The organism is Ruegeria arenilitoris (assembly GCF_013032445.1).
Taxonomy (GTDB): domain Bacteria; phylum Pseudomonadota; class Alphaproteobacteria; order Rhodobacterales; family Rhodobacteraceae; genus Ruegeria; species Ruegeria arenilitoris_F.
Window position 1 is genome coordinate 175,501 of record NZ_WQCA01000010.1, and the last position, 15,967, is coordinate 191,467.

Annotated in this window: 12 protein-coding genes and 2 pseudogenes; 8 read left to right on the plus strand and 6 right to left on the minus strand. The window is 57.0% G+C overall.

All coding sequences use genetic code 11. The features are described 5' to 3' along the window. Positions 1-132: 132 nt before the first annotated feature. The gene (xylB, locus tag GOW98_RS16420) at positions 133-1,545 is read right to left on the minus strand and encodes a xylulokinase (protein WP_170333988.1); all 1,413 of its coding nucleotides are present in this window, start codon (positions 1,543-1,545) and stop codon (positions 133-135) included. A gap of 108 nt (positions 1,546-1,653) precedes the next feature. On the opposite strand from xylB, the gene GOW98_RS16425 reads away from it, so the two are divergent. The 8 genes and pseudogenes from GOW98_RS16425 to GOW98_RS16460 all read left to right on the plus strand — a co-directional run bounded on the left by GOW98_RS16425 (position 1,654) and on the right by GOW98_RS16460 (position 10,464). Then, positions 1,654-2,679, plus strand: coding sequence for a LacI family DNA-binding transcriptional regulator (locus tag GOW98_RS16425; protein ID WP_170333990.1), 1,026 nt, complete (start codon positions 1,654-1,656; stop codon positions 2,677-2,679). Positions 2,680-2,772: 93 nt separating this feature from the next. Further along, positions 2,773-4,077: an ABC transporter substrate-binding protein gene (locus GOW98_RS16430; protein ID WP_170333991.1), complete on the plus strand. Its 1,305-nt coding sequence runs from the start codon at positions 2,773-2,775 to the stop codon at positions 4,075-4,077. A gap of 105 nt (positions 4,078-4,182) precedes the next feature. Then, positions 4,183-5,049 carry a carbohydrate ABC transporter permease gene (locus GOW98_RS16435; protein WP_010443327.1) on the plus strand — a complete coding sequence of 289 codons (867 nt, stop codon included), beginning with the start codon at positions 4,183-4,185 and terminating at the stop codon, positions 5,047-5,049. A 12-nt stretch (positions 5,050-5,061) separates the two neighbouring features. Beyond that, on the plus strand, positions 5,062-5,892 hold the full coding sequence (locus GOW98_RS16440; protein WP_170333992.1) for a carbohydrate ABC transporter permease: 831 nt from the start codon (positions 5,062-5,064) through the stop codon (positions 5,890-5,892). Positions 5,893-5,904: 12 nt separating this feature from the next. After that, positions 5,905-6,904: pseudogene (locus GOW98_RS16445) on the plus strand (ABC transporter ATP-binding protein). Then, complete coding sequence (locus GOW98_RS16450; protein ID WP_170333993.1) at positions 6,901-7,674, plus strand: L-iditol 2-dehydrogenase; 774 nt, start codon at positions 6,901-6,903, stop codon at positions 7,672-7,674. Before GOW98_RS16445 ends, GOW98_RS16450 begins: the two are co-directional and overlap by 4 nt. Further along, positions 7,674-9,185: pseudogene (locus GOW98_RS16455) on the plus strand (mannitol dehydrogenase family protein). Before GOW98_RS16450 ends, GOW98_RS16455 begins: the two are co-directional and overlap by 1 nt. A gap of 532 nt (positions 9,186-9,717) precedes the next feature. Next, positions 9,718-10,464, plus strand: coding sequence for an SDR family NAD(P)-dependent oxidoreductase (locus tag GOW98_RS16460; RefSeq protein WP_170333994.1), 747 nt, complete (start codon positions 9,718-9,720; stop codon positions 10,462-10,464). 320 nt (positions 10,465-10,784) lie between these two features. On the opposite strand, the gene GOW98_RS16465 is transcribed toward GOW98_RS16460, so the two are convergent. The 5 genes from GOW98_RS16465 to GOW98_RS16485 form a co-directional block, all read right to left on the minus strand. Next, entirely contained in the window at positions 10,785-11,192 is a 408-nt protein-coding gene (locus GOW98_RS16465; protein WP_170333995.1) for a universal stress protein, read from the minus strand. Between the two features lie 126 nt (positions 11,193-11,318). Further along, positions 11,319-12,833 carry a malonate--CoA ligase gene (locus GOW98_RS16470; protein WP_170333996.1) on the minus strand — a complete coding sequence of 505 codons (1,515 nt, stop codon included), beginning with the start codon at positions 12,831-12,833 and terminating at the stop codon, positions 11,319-11,321. Between the two features lie 5 nt (positions 12,834-12,838). After that, the gene (locus GOW98_RS16475; protein WP_170333998.1) at positions 12,839-14,095 is read right to left on the minus strand and encodes a malonyl-CoA decarboxylase; all 1,257 of its coding nucleotides are present in this window, start codon (positions 14,093-14,095) and stop codon (positions 12,839-12,841) included. Continuing rightward, positions 14,092-15,408, minus strand: coding sequence for a TRAP transporter large permease (locus GOW98_RS16480; protein ID WP_170334000.1), 1,317 nt, complete (start codon positions 15,406-15,408; stop codon positions 14,092-14,094). Before GOW98_RS16480 ends, GOW98_RS16475 begins: the two co-directional genes overlap by 4 nt. 5 nt (positions 15,409-15,413) lie before the next feature. After that, positions 15,414-15,956: a TRAP transporter small permease gene (locus GOW98_RS16485; RefSeq protein ID WP_170334001.1), complete on the minus strand. Its 543-nt coding sequence runs from the start codon at positions 15,954-15,956 to the stop codon at positions 15,414-15,416. Positions 15,957-15,967: the final 11 nt, after the last annotated feature.

Genomic DNA, 15,967 nt, shown 5'->3' on the forward strand with positions numbered 1-15,967 from the left:
TGACGTTCGACAGAAATGTTGAGCAGCACATAGTATACCATATGCGGTACAAAGCCCCTCCACCACACTTAGGAAGCAAATTGATTTGCGAAAGATTGTTTGATAGCGGTTAATTAACGTTTTTGATGGCAGCTAAAGCCGTCGAAATTGTGTTAACCGCTCGACGAGCCCTGTCAATTCGGCTGGCTCGAACCTATTTGCAGTTGGCAGCTGAAACGCGAGATCGGCTCCGGTAATCGCATCTTCGCTATAAGCTGCCAGCCTCGCTGCACCAAACGCCGGACCAGTATCGGCGCCTTCCGAGCGCACTACAGGTTTCCAAATCACCGTCGCGATCAGCTTCAGCAGAAAATCTGATTGGCTGCCTCCTCCGATGGCAGCCAATTCTGGCAAATTATCCATAGTGTCACCGAAACTCTGAGCCGCATCAGCAAAGCAAAACGCAATCGCCTCCACCACGGAACGGCAGATGTCCGCGCGTGTCGTTGAGTCCTCAAGAACAAAGAAACAGACCCGGATATATGGATCTCCGAGAGGGCTGCGTTCACCTGTCAAATACGGAAGAAAAATCGGCATGCGATCGCCTCTCACCGTTTCGACAAGGGCGACAACTTCAGCTGCGGAAAGTCCAAGCTGTCCACCTATCCACGAAATTGGCCTGGCCCCGTTCAGCATCGCCGCCATTTGATACCAACGGCCGGGCAGCGTGTGTGCAAAAGCATGTACATAACGTTCGGGATTGGGTTTGTAAGTCCGATCCGCCACGAACAACTGGCCGGACGTTCCTAAAGAGATGAAGCCTCGCCCCGTTTCGGTGGCACCCAAAGACACCGCCCCGGTTGCCGCGTCCCCTCCTACGGCCACGACGGGCACGTCAGGTGTCAATCCTGTCTCAGCTGCGGCCTGTGCCGTCACTGTACCAACGCCACTGTGGCCGTCAAAAATCTGCGGTAGCCAATCGCGTGCCACGTCAGAAGCCTCGGCAATTCCAGCATGCCAGTTGCGCGCCGCCTGATCCAGCCACAATGTCCCGGCGGCATCGGACGCGTCGGTCGCCAATTCTCCATGTAGGCGCAACCCAATGTAGTCCTTGGGCAGGAGAATATGGGAAAGCTTTGCATAGTTGTCAGGCCCATGTTCTTTCAACCAAGCAATCTTGGGCGCGGTAAAGCCCGGCAAGGGAAGGACGCCTGCAATATGGCCAATTTCCGGCTGGGCCGCGCGCAGTTCTTCACACTCCTGTACTGCCCTACTGTCATTCCACAAAATTGCTGAACGGATCGGGTGCAGATCGCGGTCCAGCAAAACAGCGCCATGCATCTGGCCGGACAATCCGACGGCTTTAATCTCCGAGAGCTCGATTTGCCCGGCAAGTTGGGTTAACGCATCACGCGTCGCCTGCCACCAGAGCTCCGGGTGTTGCTCTGACCAGCCGGGCTGCGGCGAGGAGGACTGGATCCCGACGGAAGACGACGCAAGAATTCGATCGGTGTCCGCACAGACAAGCTTGACCGCTGATGTTCCGATATCGATCCCGAGATACATTCAAACCCCTTGCCCGACATTTGCCTGACTATTGATTTTTTTGCGCGCGCAAAGAATATGTAAAACGATGATAAGATCAAGGCGGCTATGATCCGCAGGCAGATTGGCATGACCAAAATCAAGAATATGGAAGAATTCGCGGCCCTCAGCGGTATCTCGCGACCCACGGTGTCCAAGTACTTCCACGATCCCGACAGTGTTCGCCCGACAACGAGGGCCCGCATAGAAGAGGCGCTGGAGCGGTTCGACTATCGCCCCAATATCTATGCGGTGAACCAAAACCGGAAGCTGACGAAGAATATCGGCATTGTCGTGCCCTATCTGGCCGACCCGTTCTTTGCCGAAATCGCGCGCTATCTTGAGCAAAGCTGTATCGCGGCGGGTTATCGCCCATTCTTGTTTAGCGCGCATGGTGAGCAAAAGCTGGAAAACGAAATTCTGGACGGCCTGCAATCCCTGAAACCCGCCGGGGTTCTGCTGGCGCCGTTGGGGCGGATTTCAGATCGATCCGCGATAGAGAAGTTCTGCTCCAATGTGCCGACGGTTCTGTTTGACAGCAACCTGGAGGGTCTGGGGGCAGCCTTTATCGGGTCAGACAATTTCAGCTTTGTTTCGCAAACCGTGGAATACATGACCCGTACGGGCGAACCACCGTCGTTTTTCGAGATGCGCACCCCGGCGAACCCAAACGCCAACAAGCGCAGGAAGGCCTATGTTGACGTGATGGAGCGCCTCGGGTTCGAGCCAAATATCATCAAAGTCGACGGCAAGGGATGGGCGTTTGAAGAGATCGGCCACAGGGGCGCACTGAAAGTTCTGGAAGAGCGTGGCCTGAAGACGGATTCGGTCCTGTGCAGCAATGACCGGCTTGCCATTGGCTTTCTTGCAGCCTGTTTCGAACAAGGGATTCGGGTCGGCCGGAAAGAGGATTGCACGCTGCGCGTGGCCTCAAATGATGATCATCCGTTCGCAAAATTTACGTGCCCGTCTCTGACGACGGCGGCGCATGACTATGACAACGTAGCCGCACGAAGCGTAGAAACTTTGTTCGAACTTATTGAAAGTGGAGGGAAATTTGAGACCCGAACTGAAACCCTTTTCCCCGCGCGTCTTGTTTTAAGGGGCTCCGCGTAGCTCAAAAATTTAACGCGCGTAAAGTTTTATTGATGGCGCGACAATTTCTGATCTACGCTTCCTGCATGACATCCAAGCTCAGGGAGGACAGGGATGTATCTGAAGCACGCACTTCGCGCGGCGACTGCATTGACGTTCGTCGCAACGGCCGCGGCCCACGCGCAATCCATTACAATCGCCACAGTGAACAACGGCGACATGATCCGGATGCAGGGCTATACCGACAAATTCACTGAAGCGACCGGCATTGACGTCGAATGGGTGACACTGGAGGAAAACGTGCTGCGTCAGCGCGTCACCACGGACATCACCACCAAGGGCGGTCAGTTCGACATCATGACCATCGGCATGTACGAAACCCCGATCTGGGGCGCAAATGGCTGGCTGGTGCCGCTGGAAGGCATGTCCGCCGAGTATGACGTGGACGACATCCTGCCTGCCATGTGCAACGGACTGAGCCATGAAGGCACACTTTTTGCAGCTCCGTTCTACGGCGAGAGCTCGATGGTTATGTACCGCACGGACCTGATGGAAAAAGCCGGTCTGGAGATGCCCGACGCGCCGACCTGGCAGTTTATCCGCGAAGCAGCGGCCGCGATGACGGATCGCGACAATGATATCAACGGTATCTGCCTGCGCGGCAAGGCCGGCTGGGGTGAAGGCGGAGCGTTCATTACCGTGACCGGAAACTCTTTCGGTGCGCGCTGGTTCGATGAGGACTGGAAGCCTCAGTTCGATCAGCCCGAATGGAACGAGGCGTTGACCTTCTTCGTCGATATGATGGCGGAATCCGGACCCGCAGGCTATGCGACAAACGGCTTTAACGAGAACCTCTCGCTGTTCCAGCAAGGCAAGTGCGGGATGTGGATCGACGCCACCGTTGCGGCCTCATTCGTGACCAATCCCGACGACTCGACCGTCGCGGACAAGGTTGGGTTCGCGCTGGCACCTAATTCGGACGGCGTTGACAAACGATCAAATTGGCTCTGGGCTTGGGCTCTGGCCATCCCGGCTGGCACTCAGCAAGAGGATGCCGCCAAGCAGTTTATCGAATGGGCCACGTCCAAGGACTACATCGAGTTGGTGGCCGAGAACGAAGGTTGGGCCAACGTCCCACCGGGCGCGCGCACTTCGCTCTATGAGAATCCCGAGTATCAGAAAGTGCCGTTTGCCAAGATGACTCTGGACTCGATCCTGTCAGCAGATCCGAACAACCCGACCGTGAAACCGGTGCCCTACGTTGGCATCCAGTTTGCAGCGATCCCGGAATTTGCAGGTATCGCCACACAGGTGAGCCAGGAGTTCTCGGCGGTCTATGCCGGACAGCAATCGGTGGAAGAGGCACTTGAGAAAGCGCAGGCCTTCACCGCTGAAGAGATGGAAGCCGCAGGGTACTGAGGGCTTCTCCCCGCGGGTGGGCAATCTACTGCCCCCCGCCCTACCCTTCCACAATCCTTTTTTTCTCGCAGGCTGGTACGCGCCTGAACAGAGAGGTCTTGCGTCATGGCAACCCAACATTCCCGATCCGTTGCTCGCCTGATGATGGCACCCGCAGTGGTCCTGCTGCTTGGCTGGATGCTCGTGCCGCTGACGATGACGCTGTATTTTTCCTTCAAGAAATACCTGCCCCTGCGTGGCGGTGATCTGGGCTGGGTCGGGTTCGACAACTACGTCCGCTTCGTCTCGTCCAGCTCGTTCTGGCCTGCGGTTCAGGCAACGCTGGTAATCGTCGGCGGCGTTCTGGTGATCACAGTGGTGCTGGGCATCCTTCTGGCGATGCTGCTGGATCAACCGATGTGGGGCCAAGGCGTTGTCCGCATTTTGGTGATCGCGCCATTCTTCGTCATGCCGACGGTTTCGGCGCTGGTCTGGAAGAACATGTTCATGGACCCGGTGAACGGCTTGCTTGCCCATTTGTGGCGCTTTTTCGGGGCCGAGCCGATTTCATGGCTATCCGAGGCGTCGATGACCTCAATCATCATGATAGTCTCGTGGCAATGGCTCCCTTTCGCCACGCTGATCCTGCTCACCGCGATCCAGTCGTTGGACAGTGAACAGCTGGAAGCGGCTGAAATGGACGGCGCACCTGTTCTGAAACGCTTCTACCACATCGTCCTGCCGCATCTGAGCCGCGCAATCACCATCGTGATCCTGATCCAGACGATCTTCCTTCTGTCGATCTTCGCCGAAATCTTCGTGACCACCGGCGGTGCATTCGGCACCCGTACACTCACCTACCTGATCTTCCAGCGTGTGCTGGAAAGCCAGAATGTTGGCCTCGGATCAGCCGGAGGTGTCTATGCAATCATCCTTGCCAACATCGTTGCCATCTTCCTGATGCGCATCGTCGGCAAAAATCTGGACGCGTGAGGAGGAACGACCATGGCCCGCGCCGTCACAACCCGCTGCAAATCGCTGAACACTGCCCTGGCATGGGCCATCCGTTTGCTGATCTTTTTCCCAATCCTTTGGACGATCCTGATCAGCTTCAAGACCGAGGCGCAGGCGATTGCCAGCCCGCCGCTATTCCTGAACTTCAACTGGACGCTCGAGAACTACGCCATCGTGCAGGAGCGCTCGGACTATATGCGGTTCCTGTGGAATTCGGTCATTATCGCGGGTGGCTCGACCATTCTGGGCGTCATCATCGCAGTGCCCGCGGCTTGGGCAATGGCCTTCGTGCCCTCGAAACGCACCAAAGACATCCTGCTTTGGATGCTGTCCACCAAGATGCTGCCAGCGGTTGGTGTTCTCTACCCGATCTACCTGCTGTTCATCCGTCTGGGTCTGCTGGACACGCGCGGAGGGCTGGTCGTGGTCCTGATGCTGATTAACCTGCCGATCATCGTCTGGATGCTCTACACCTATTTCCGCGAAATCCCCGGAGAAATCCTTGAGGCCGCGCGGATGGACGGGGCGACGTTGAAAGAGGAAATTCTCTATGTCCTGACCCCGATGGCCATTCCCGGCATCGCCTCGACCGTGCTGTTGAACTTCATCCTGGCGTGGAACGAGGCGTTCTGGACGCTCAACCTGACTGCCGTCGACGCGGCACCGCTAACGGCCTTCATTGCCAGCTATTCCAGCCCCGAAGGCCTGTTCTTTGCCAAGCTCAGCGCAGCCTCGACCATGGCGATTGCACCAATTCTGATCCTTGGCTGGTTCAGCCAGAAACAACTTGTCCGCGGCCTGACCTTCGGCGCTGTGAAATAAGGAACACGACACATGGGACGCATTCAACTCAAGTCCGTGACCAAAAGCTTCGGCGACGTACAGGTCATTCCCGGACCTTACCATCCAGGATGGAGAGTTCACAGTCTTCGTCGGCCCCTCGGGCTGCGGCAAGTCCACTCTGCTGCGCCTGATCGCGGGGCTCGAGGATATCACCAGTGGCTCCATCGACATTGACGGATCGGACGCCACCGATGTGCCGCCTGCCAAACGTGGTCTGGCGATGGTGTTCCAGTCGTACGCGTTGTACCCGCATATGACCGTGCGCAAGAACATCGCCTTCCCGCTGCGCATGGCCAAGCTGGATCAGGCCGAGATCGACAAGCGCGTCGAAGGGGCGGCTAGCGTTCTAAACCTGACCGACTATCTGGATCGCCGTCCAGGTCAGTTGTCGGGCGGACAGCGTCAGCGCGTCGCCATTGGTCGTGCGATCGTGCGGGAACCAGCGGCCTTCCTGTTCGACGAACCGCTATCGAACCTCGACGCCGCGTTGCGCGTTGGAATGCGGTTGGAGATCAGCGAATTGCACGAACGTCTGGCGACGACCATGATCTACGTGACTCACGATCAGGTCGAAGCCATGACCATGGCCGACAAGATCGTGGTGCTTCAGGCCGGTGTAATTGAACAGGTCGGTTCTCCGCTGGAGCTTTACCGGACCCCCCGCAACCTGTTCGTTGCGGGCTTCATCGGCTCACCCAAGATGAACTTCATCGAAGGTGAAGAGGCCATGAAACATGGCGCCCACACGATCGGCATACGCCCCGAGCATATCGCCGTCTCCGACAGCGAGGGCACGTGGTCCGGCGTTGTCGGCGTTTCGGAACATCTGGGATCAGACACGTTCTTCCACATCCATGAGACCGGGCTGGCTGACACGATAACCGTCCGTGCTGATGGAGAAGTTGGCTTCCGTCACGGCGACCGAATCCACCTGACCCCACGGGCAGATGTGATCCACCGGTTTGACGCGCAGGGGTTGCGGATCGAATGACACGTCTGGCAGGAAAAACCGCCCTGATCACCGGGGCCGCGCGTGGCATAGGGTTGGCCTTTGCCAAAGCCTATGTGGCAGAAGGCGCGCGTGTCGCAATCGCCGACATAGACATCCAGCGCGCGCAGGAAGCCACAGACGAAATAGGCGAGGCAGCGGTCGCAATCGAGATGGACGTGACCAACCAGCAGAGCATAGATGAGGCCGTCGACAAAACGGCCGCCCTTCTCGGCCCCATCGACATTCTGATCAACAACGCAGCCATCTTTTCGGCAGCGCCAATCGCTGAGATCGAGCGCGCCGACTATGACCGTGTCTTCAACATCAACGTCGCCGGCACACTGTTCACGATGCAGGCCGTCGCGCGTCACATGATCGAGCACGGAACCAAAGGCCGGATCATCAACATGGCATCACAGGCTGGACGACGGGGCGAACCCCTGGTCGCCGTGTACTGCGCAAGCAAGGCGGCAATCATATCCCTGACCCAATCGGCCGGACTGAACCTGATCTCTCACGGGATCAACGTGAACGCCATAGCTCCGGGTGTAGTGGACGGCGAGCACTGGGACGGTGTTGATGCGTTCTTCGCAAAATACGAAGGCAAACCCCTTGGACAGAAGAAACGCGAAGTGGCGGCGGCCGTCCCCTATGGCCGGATGGGACGCGCTGAAGACCTGACCGGAACGGCGGTGTTTCTGGCCTCGGACGAGGCCAAGTACATCGTCGCACAGACCTATAACGTTGACGGCGGAAACTGGATGAGCTGATGAACCCTGTGACGAAGGCAAACCCTCCGGCGCGGCTGCGGCTTGACAGCCTGTCAGACCTGCCGGAAACAGTAGGGACACCTGTGTATGAACGCTCCGACCTTACGCCGGGCATCGTTCATATCGGGCTGGGCAATTTTCACCGTCCCCATCAGGCCTGGTACATACACCAACTAATGCAACAAGGTCAGGCTTATAACTGGGCGATCATCGGGGCTGGTGTAAGAAACTATGACGCCGAAATGCGAGAGCGTCTGCTTGAGCAGGACTGCCTGACCACCTTGATCGAACTCGACCCGCAAGGAGTATCCGCCGAGGTGATCGGCCCGATGATCGACTACCTGCCGATTGAGGACGACAACGCTGCTCTGATCCGTAAGATGGCGGACCCATCCATCCGGATTGTGTCGCTGACAGTAACCGAGGGCGGGTATTTTCTGGATGCCAACACCGGGGCCTTCGACACGGATCACGAAGATATTCGCCATGATGCGAGGAATCCTAGCCAGCCCTGCACGGCTTTTGGCGCCATTGTAGCGGCTCTAAAGCAACGCCGGGAGAACGGCCTTAAGCCCTTTACTGCGCTCAGCTGCGACAACCTTCAGGGCAATGGCAGGATCCTGCGAAAATGCGTTGTTGACTTGGCGTGCCTGTCGGACCCTGATCTTGCCGATTGGATCGACCGGAACGGCGCATTTCCCAATTCGATGGTGGATTGCATCGTTCCCGCCACGACGGATCAAGTGGTATCGCAATGCCTCGCACTCGGTGTCGATGACCATGCTCCGGTCTCTCACGAGAATTTTCGCCACTGGGTGATCGAGGATGACTTCTGCGCCGGACGGCCGACCCTCGAGCAGGTTGGAGTAACCCTGACCCACGATATACATAGCTACGAGACGATGAAACTCCGCATTTTGAATGGAGGACACCAACTGCTGGCAAATGTCGGGGAAATTCTAAATGTCCCGACGATTGCAGACTGTATGCAGGACCCGGACATTGCGGCGTTTTTCAAAAAAGTTCAGGCTGAAGAAATTCTGCCTCATGTCAAAGCCGTCCCCGGAACGAACGCGAAAGATTACCTTGATTTGGTTGAGAGGCGATTTGCAAACACGTCAATCCACGACTCGACGCGCCGGGTCGCGTTCGACGGATCAGCGTGACACCCTGGGTTCCTCCTGCCGTCGCTGCGTGATGCACTTGCGTCTGGCTCTTCCGCACAAGGACTCGCTCTGGCCGAAGCATTCTGGTGCAGGATGTGTGCAGGTGTTCGAGAGGACGTATCTGAAATCGCGCCCAATGACCCTCAATGGGAGAACCTTCAAACGACCGCGTTGGCGTCCAAAGACGACCCCAAACTCTGGCTCGAACAACGCAAGTATTATGGCTGCATTGGCAGCGGCAGGCACTTTCCCGCTGTCTTCGCCCACTGGCTGACCGCGATATGGCAGCAAGGCAGCCGGGCGGCTATAGCTGAATACTTGGCGAATGACTCGAAATCACGCTAATCGCATTTGCTAAGCGCAATCAGGCGTAAACTCATCTTGCCGTATTCGACAAACCGAGGCCGTGACGTTTCTAAGAGACGCGGGACTTCCAAAGGCAGCGGCGCGACACTTTACCGCCGGTGGGTAAGCACAACAGTGTCACAGGAATGCAGGCACTTTGGCAGGTAGAACGCCACCGTAAAAATATACTCAACAATTTCATGATGTTAGTTTACCAAGTGGCGGACCGAGGAGCAACCCAATATTTTCTATTACTGTTTGTTATATATTTATAAAAATACGCCAATCAAAATACATACCACTAAATATACCACAATGAGTACGAAAACTGGCGTTTCAAAGCCTCAGGTTCGAGTATGACGGAACGACCGGTAAGACAGAACTAACATACACTCATAAAAAATGCCGCGAACGTCTTCTTCCGGCCCGCTCTACCCGATGCTGAGAGGTGCACGAGAGGCAGCTATTGCCAATAGCTCATCTAAGCGTGAGTACTACAGCGGGAAAAAAAGAATGTTAGGGGTGGATTTACATGCCGCAAAACATAGCCATTGTTACAGGCGCTGCGAGAGGCATCGGACTTGCCACTGCACGCTTGTTGGTCAGTCAGGGAGTAGGCGTTGCACTGGTCGATCGAGATGCTGAGGAGCTTGCCAAGGTTTCCGAAAATTTAGGCCTCGCGCTGCCCTATGACGTGTCTGTACCTGATCAAGTCGAGCAGATGGTTGACGATACGCTGAAAAACTTTGGCCGGATTGACACACTCGTCAACAACGCCGGAATTGCAGATTTCGGGCCAATTGAAGGCACCACCTTTGAGCGTTGGCGGCGCGTCATGGAAACTAATCTAGATGGGGTCTTTCTTTGCTCGCAAGCGGCTACGCCAGCTTTGCGGGTTTCGAAAGGGTCTATAGTTAATATTGCATCAATCTCAGGTTTACGAGCTTCGACGTTACGCGTCGCTTATGGCACGTCTAAAGCCGCCGTTATGCACTTAACTCAGCAGCAAGCCAGCGAACTGGGTGAATACGGAATCCGGGTCAACTGCGTATGTCCCGGCCCTGTGCGTACGAAACTCGCGATGGCTGTCCACTCGCAAGAGATCATAGATGCATACCATGATGCCATACCTTTGAACCGCTACGGCTCAGAAGACGAAATTGCGCGGGTAATTGCCTTTCTCACATCTGATGATGCGAGCTATGTGACGGGGCAGATAATCTCTGTAGACGGTGGGTTCCAAAGCACAGGAATTGGCCTCCCAGCCTTGCGCCAATAGATATCAGCGCGAGAACCGGACATTACTGTCGAGATGCCGAGCGGCTGCTTCGTCCGCACTGCGGCCACTGATGCACTGCGCAACGGACGACTGCTCCGAGCCCATAGTTCTTGATGCTGCATCTCGCACGAATAGCTGCGGAGCGAGGTTTGCTGACATTGGCGTATGTAAGGCGGCTCAATGCGGAAATTGGCAGTGCGTTAGCATGACGCAGTGCAGCATGTCGAAAGTCGCCTTTCGTATAGATCGTGCAGTTGCCAAGGCGCTCGGTCAGAGACCGCGTTCGAATGTGATTTCAAACATCAATAAGATCTAAGACGTTACCTGATCACGTGAACGGCGCAGTGTGCGTGCCGGACAACACGTGCCGCAGTAGATCCAAGCAGATAATCCTGCAGACCAGGTTGATGGCTTGCGATCACAATGCATTCGGCACCGTTAAATACCGCATAGTCGATGATACCGCGGCCTGCGTGACCTTCGACGATCTCGATCCGGGCATTCGTCAAGCCATTTAACAAAGGCGTCAACTTTTCCGAAGCGACGGCTTTGACACGTTCCAAATGATCAATGGGAAGCAAGTTACTCGTGTATTGAGGCAGATGTTCGACGACATGCAAGAAGGTGATTTGACCATCGCCGGAATTGAGCGCACGCGCAACGTCAACAGAGCGCGCCGTGTCGCGGTCATCATCCAGCGAGATCGGAACGAGGATATTATGATACATTTAAGTTCAAGCTCCTGAAGAATTAAAAATCAACGGCTTAAAGGTAAAGCAATCGTACCTTCAGGCCGTTGAAGTATGGCCCGCAGCATTGTCGAGAAGAGGGCTGACGGACCGGGGAGTGTCATCTTACGCGGCCACGAACAGGTCCTTGTATTGCTCACGCAGGATGTTCTTTTGAACTTTGCCCATAGTGTTGCGAGGCAGTTCATCCAGCACGATCAACTGCCGGGGATGTTTGAAACGCGCAAGGCTGTTGCACACCGCGATCTTCATCTCTTCAAGGTTCGGGGTCTCACCTGGTTCGGCGACGACCACACCCAACACTGTTTCGCCAAAATCGGGATGCGGCACACCCACCACGGCGCTTTCCAGCACCCCAGGCTGATCATCCAGCAAAAGCTCGATTTCCTTTGGATAGATATTATAGCCACCCGAGATGATCAGGTCCTTGTTGCGGCCAACGATATGGACATAGCCATCCTCGTCGATCCGGCCCAGATCACCGGAGACAAAGAACCCATTCTCACGCAGTTCGGCGGCGGTTTTTTCGGGCATCTGCCAGTAGCCCTTGAACACGTTGGGTCCGCGTACCTCGATTTCACCGATCTCGCCCTGCGGCAGGGGGTTGCCGTCTGAATCGCAGATTTGCAGTTCGACTCCGGGCAAAGGAAAGCCCACCGTGCCCGCGCGGCGGTCGCCGTCATAGGGGTTCGAGGTGTTCATGTTGGTCTCGGTCATGCCATAGCGTTCAAGGATGCGATGGCCGGTGCGTTCTTCGAACTGCACATGGGTTTCTGCCAGCAGCGGGGCCGAGCCTGAAACGAACAGGCGCATATGCGCTGCCAGCTCTTTGGTGAACCGGTCATCATCCAACAGGCGGGTATAGAAGGTTGGCACGCCCATCATGGTCGTGGCCTGCGGCATCCGCCCGATGATTTCATCCAGATCGAACTTGGGCATGAATACGATGCTGCTGCCCGCAGCCAGTGTGACATTGGTTGCCACAAACAGCCCGTGAGTGTGAAAGATCGGCAGCGCGTGCAGCAGCACGTCGTCGGATGTGAAGCGCCATTCCGTGACCAGCGTTTGTGCATTCGACAACAGGTTGTTCTGGGTCAGCATCGCGCCTTTCGACCGGCCCGTCGTGCCCGAGGTATAGAGAAACGCCGCCAGATCATCACCGTCACGATCAACGGTTTCAAAGCCGACAGGCATGGCTGTTGCCTGATCCATCAGACTTCCGCTGCCATCAGCGTTCAGGGTCTCCACTTCCGCTCCCAGCTGCGCGCCGACAGGTGTAAGTTTCTCCTCACTTCTGGCGTCACAGACAATCAGTGAAGCCCCGCTGTTTTCAATGAAATAGGTCAATTCATCGACCGTGTAGGCCGTATTGAGCGGGAGAAACACGAGGCCTGCCTGCGCGCAGGCGGCATAGAGCGCCAGCGCTTCGGGTGATTTTTTGATCTGCGCCGCGACCCGGTCACCGGGCTTCAGACCCAACTGGGTTGCGACATGCGCGATCTGCGCGGCTGTGCGCAAAAAGTCGTGATGCGTAACGGTCGTCCCGTCAAGCAGATGCAAAAAAGGCGTGTCTTTACCAGCATGAATGCCGAACAAACCGTCATAGAGAGGATTGACCATAAGGGTTACCTTTCCTGTGTCGTGGTGAGAGAGGCCGACGCAGCAAGCGATTTGGCCTCGGGCGAGGCGATGACCTCGCGGGAATTGGCGAATTTCTCGTGGTTTTGGGCAACGCGGGCCAGGTCATAGAGGTAGTTGACCATGGTGCCGCCGGACTGGGCACGCCCCTTGTCCGACGTATCGGCATCGGCGTGAACCGCATGGACCATCGCACCATTGCCAAGGTGGAACCGCGCCACCGGATCGAATGGCATGTTGCCCCGGCCCTTGGCGTTCAGCAGGTATTGTGCCGCCAGCGCCTTTATCTGATCGGGTTCTTCGACGTCCCACTCGATGCCTTCCTGAGACAGCCACTTGGTCAATCCTGGAATCGGCGAGAGAGTGACAAAGGTCTTCAACCCCGTCAGTTCCGCAGCCAAATCTGAAGCCACCTGCTTGATGAGCGAGTTGCCGAACGAGATGCTGGCGAGCCCCGCCTGACAGTTCGAGATCGAATAGAACACCGCAGTATCTGCCTGTTCTTCTGGCATCGGGTCGCGGTCCTCGGCAAGCAGGGCCTGAACCGATCCGGGAATTCCGCTGTTCAGCGCAACTTCGACAAAGATCAGCGGCTCGTCCGGCATAGAGGGGTGGAAGAAGGCAAAGCAGCGCCGATCGGCGGGCTCCAACCTGCGGCGCAGGTCATCCCAACTGTCGATGGCATGTACCGCCTCGTAGGCGATGATCTTCTCCAGAATATGGGCCGGGCTTTCCCAATTGATCGGGCGCAGGACCAGAAAGCCGCGGTTGAACCAACTGGCAAACAGGTGACGGAAATCCAGATCCAGCGCTTGCAGCTCAGGCTCTTTACCTCCCAACCGCAGCAGGTCGGCGCGCATCTGAACAAGCGTTCCCGTGGCACCGGGTACCCGGTTCAGGCGGCGGATCATCTCCTGTCGCGCGGGTTCAGCTGCAGCCGCGAATGTGCGGTAGGTCGCTTTTGAAGGCGCATTTTCGTACGCGTCAAGCGAAGAGCGCACCGCTTCGGGATCGATATTCATGGCGGTGGCGAGATACCGGAAGAACTCCAGCTTTTCGTCATCTTCTATTTTTTCGAAACGGGTCAATATCTCTTCTGCCAACGCCAGACCCGAGGTCTCCCCCGCTGACCCAACCAACGCGTTGGCCAGTTCAGTCAGCGGGCGGCCATCTGAGGCCGCCGCGCTGTCGCGGCGATAGCGTCGCTCAAACACGGTTGAGAGAAGATCGGCAAGCAGGGTCATACCGCTGCCCCCATCACCAGATCAGGAAGCCATGTCGCCAGACCCGGGAACAGGCACAGCAGGACAATCGCGATCACCATGCAGGCCACGAAGGGCAGCGAGCCGGTCAGGATGGTTTTCAGCGAGATGTCCGGCGCGATGCCGTTGATCACATAGAGATTCAGGCCAACCGGGGGTGAGATCAGACCGATCTCCATGTTGATGGTCAGAACGACCGCGAACCAGATCGGGTCAAAACCGGCGGTGGTGATGATCGGCAGCAGGATCGGCGCGGCCATCAGGATCACCGCGACGGGCGGCAAGAAGAACCCGGCGATCAGCAGGAACACGTTGACCGCGCCCATCAGCACCCAGCGGTTCACATCCAGCGTGCCGATCCATTCGGCAATTGCCTGCGTGATGAACAGTGAGCTGAGCATGTACGAGAACACCCCGGCAGCAGCGATGATGAACAGGATCATCACACTTTCCTTGGTGCTGTCTCGCAGCACGACCCAGATGTCCTTGGGATTCCACAGTTTGTAGATGATCATCGCGATCATCAGGCACAGCAGCGCACCCACTGCAGCCGTTTCCGACGGCGTGGCTATGCCGCCATACATGGCGTAGAGCACGCCAAGAATGATGCCGAGGAAGGGCAGCACGCGCGGCAGGATCTCGAACCGCTCACCCCAGGTGTAGCTGCCGGACCCCAGACGGGTGGCGTCGCCGGATTTCCAGGTGGAATAGAGCGACCAGGCCATGAACAAGCCAACCAGCATCAGGCCCGGAATCACACCGGCCAGGAACAGACGGCCAATCGAGGTTTCAGTGGCGATGCCATAGACGATCATCGTGACCGAGGGTGGGATCAGGATGCCCAGCGTACCACCTGCGGCGATGGACCCGGCCGCCACACCATCAGGATAACCACGCTTGCGCATTTCGGGGATGCCCATTTTACCGATTGCAGCACAGGTTGCGGGTGAGGAGCCCGACATGGCCGCAAACAGAGCGCAGGCGCCAAGGTTTGATACAACCAGCCCGCCGGGGACGCGAGTCAGCCAGCGTTCAAGGGCTTCGTACAGGTCCGCCCCTGCCCTCGTTGAGGCTATCGAAGCCCCCATGATGATGAACATCGGGATCGACAGAAGAGCAAAGTTATCGAGCTTACCGAACAGGATTTCCGGCATCAGCTCCAGCGAGCGTGGGCCGTCGAAGACAATCAGGAACCCGGCCGAGACGATCAGCAAACCGATGGCGACCGATACGCCCGAGAACAGAACAAGGATGGTGGCGATGGCGACAATGGCGCCGAGCAGAAGGGGATCCATCGGCTTTACTCCAGTCCGAAGGGTTTATCGATGCCAAGCATGACGGCGACGAGGTCAGCGATTAACTGCAACAGCAGCAGTCCAAAGCCGACCGGAATTGACAGGTAGGGAATCCACAGGCGCACGCCCCATACGGTGTCGGATTTCCAGCCACGCTCCCACGCGAAGTGCCAATACTCGTAGCCGTAGAACAGCATGACCGAGACGATGGCGATGGACAGGACCGACGTCAGGATCGCCATGAAGAACCGCGCGCGGGGGGCCAGCGAGATCGGGATCAGGTCGACATTCACATGCCCGCGCAGGCGCTGCACATAAGGCAACCCAACCAGTGTGGCTGCAATGACCAGATAGATGACCGCTTCGGTCTGCCAGATGGTCGAGCCATTCAGGACAAAGCGCACAACGATCATCTGGCAGGTGATGGCGACGGCGGCGACGATCATGCCTGCGGAACACCATCCGGCCAGAGTTGAAAGCGCAGCGACAATGCGAAGAAAGGGATTGTTCCCGGTGTGGGAAGCAACGGCAGAGCTATGGCCAGCCATTTGCGCCTCCT

What these genes read in the sequence shown, in the direction of transcription:
- GOW98_RS16465 (WP_170333995.1), bottom strand. Translation starts at nt 11,192, where the DNA reads ATGTATCATAATATCCTCGTTCCGATCTCGCTGGATGATGACCGCGAC.
- GOW98_RS16470 (WP_170333996.1), bottom strand. Translation starts at nt 12,833, where the DNA reads ATGGTCAATCCTCTCTATGACGGTTTGTTCGGCATTCATGCTGGTAAA.
- GOW98_RS16485 (WP_170334001.1), bottom strand. Translation starts at nt 15,956, where the DNA reads ATGGCTGGCCATAGCTCTGCCGTTGCTTCCCACACCGGGAACAATCCC.
- GOW98_RS16425 (WP_170333990.1), top strand. Translation starts at nt 1,654, where the DNA reads ATGACCAAAATCAAGAATATGGAAGAATTCGCGGCCCTCAGCGGTATC.
- GOW98_RS16450 (WP_170333993.1), top strand. Translation starts at nt 6,901, where the DNA reads ATGACACGTCTGGCAGGAAAAACCGCCCTGATCACCGGGGCCGCGCGT.
- GOW98_RS16460 (WP_170333994.1), top strand. Translation starts at nt 9,718, where the DNA reads ATGCCGCAAAACATAGCCATTGTTACAGGCGCTGCGAGAGGCATCGGA.
- GOW98_RS16435 (WP_010443327.1), top strand. Translation starts at nt 4,183, where the DNA reads ATGGCAACCCAACATTCCCGATCCGTTGCTCGCCTGATGATGGCACCC.
- xylB (WP_170333988.1), bottom strand. Translation starts at nt 1,545, where the DNA reads ATGTATCTCGGGATCGATATCGGAACATCAGCGGTCAAGCTTGTCTGT.
- GOW98_RS16475 (WP_170333998.1), bottom strand. Translation starts at nt 14,095, where the DNA reads ATGACCCTGCTTGCCGATCTTCTCTCAACCGTGTTTGAGCGACGCTAT.
- GOW98_RS16480 (WP_170334000.1), bottom strand. Translation starts at nt 15,408, where the DNA reads ATGGATCCCCTTCTGCTCGGCGCCATTGTCGCCATCGCCACCATCCTT.
- GOW98_RS16440 (WP_170333992.1), top strand. Translation starts at nt 5,062, where the DNA reads ATGGCCCGCGCCGTCACAACCCGCTGCAAATCGCTGAACACTGCCCTG.
- GOW98_RS16430 (WP_170333991.1), top strand. Translation starts at nt 2,773, where the DNA reads ATGTATCTGAAGCACGCACTTCGCGCGGCGACTGCATTGACGTTCGTC.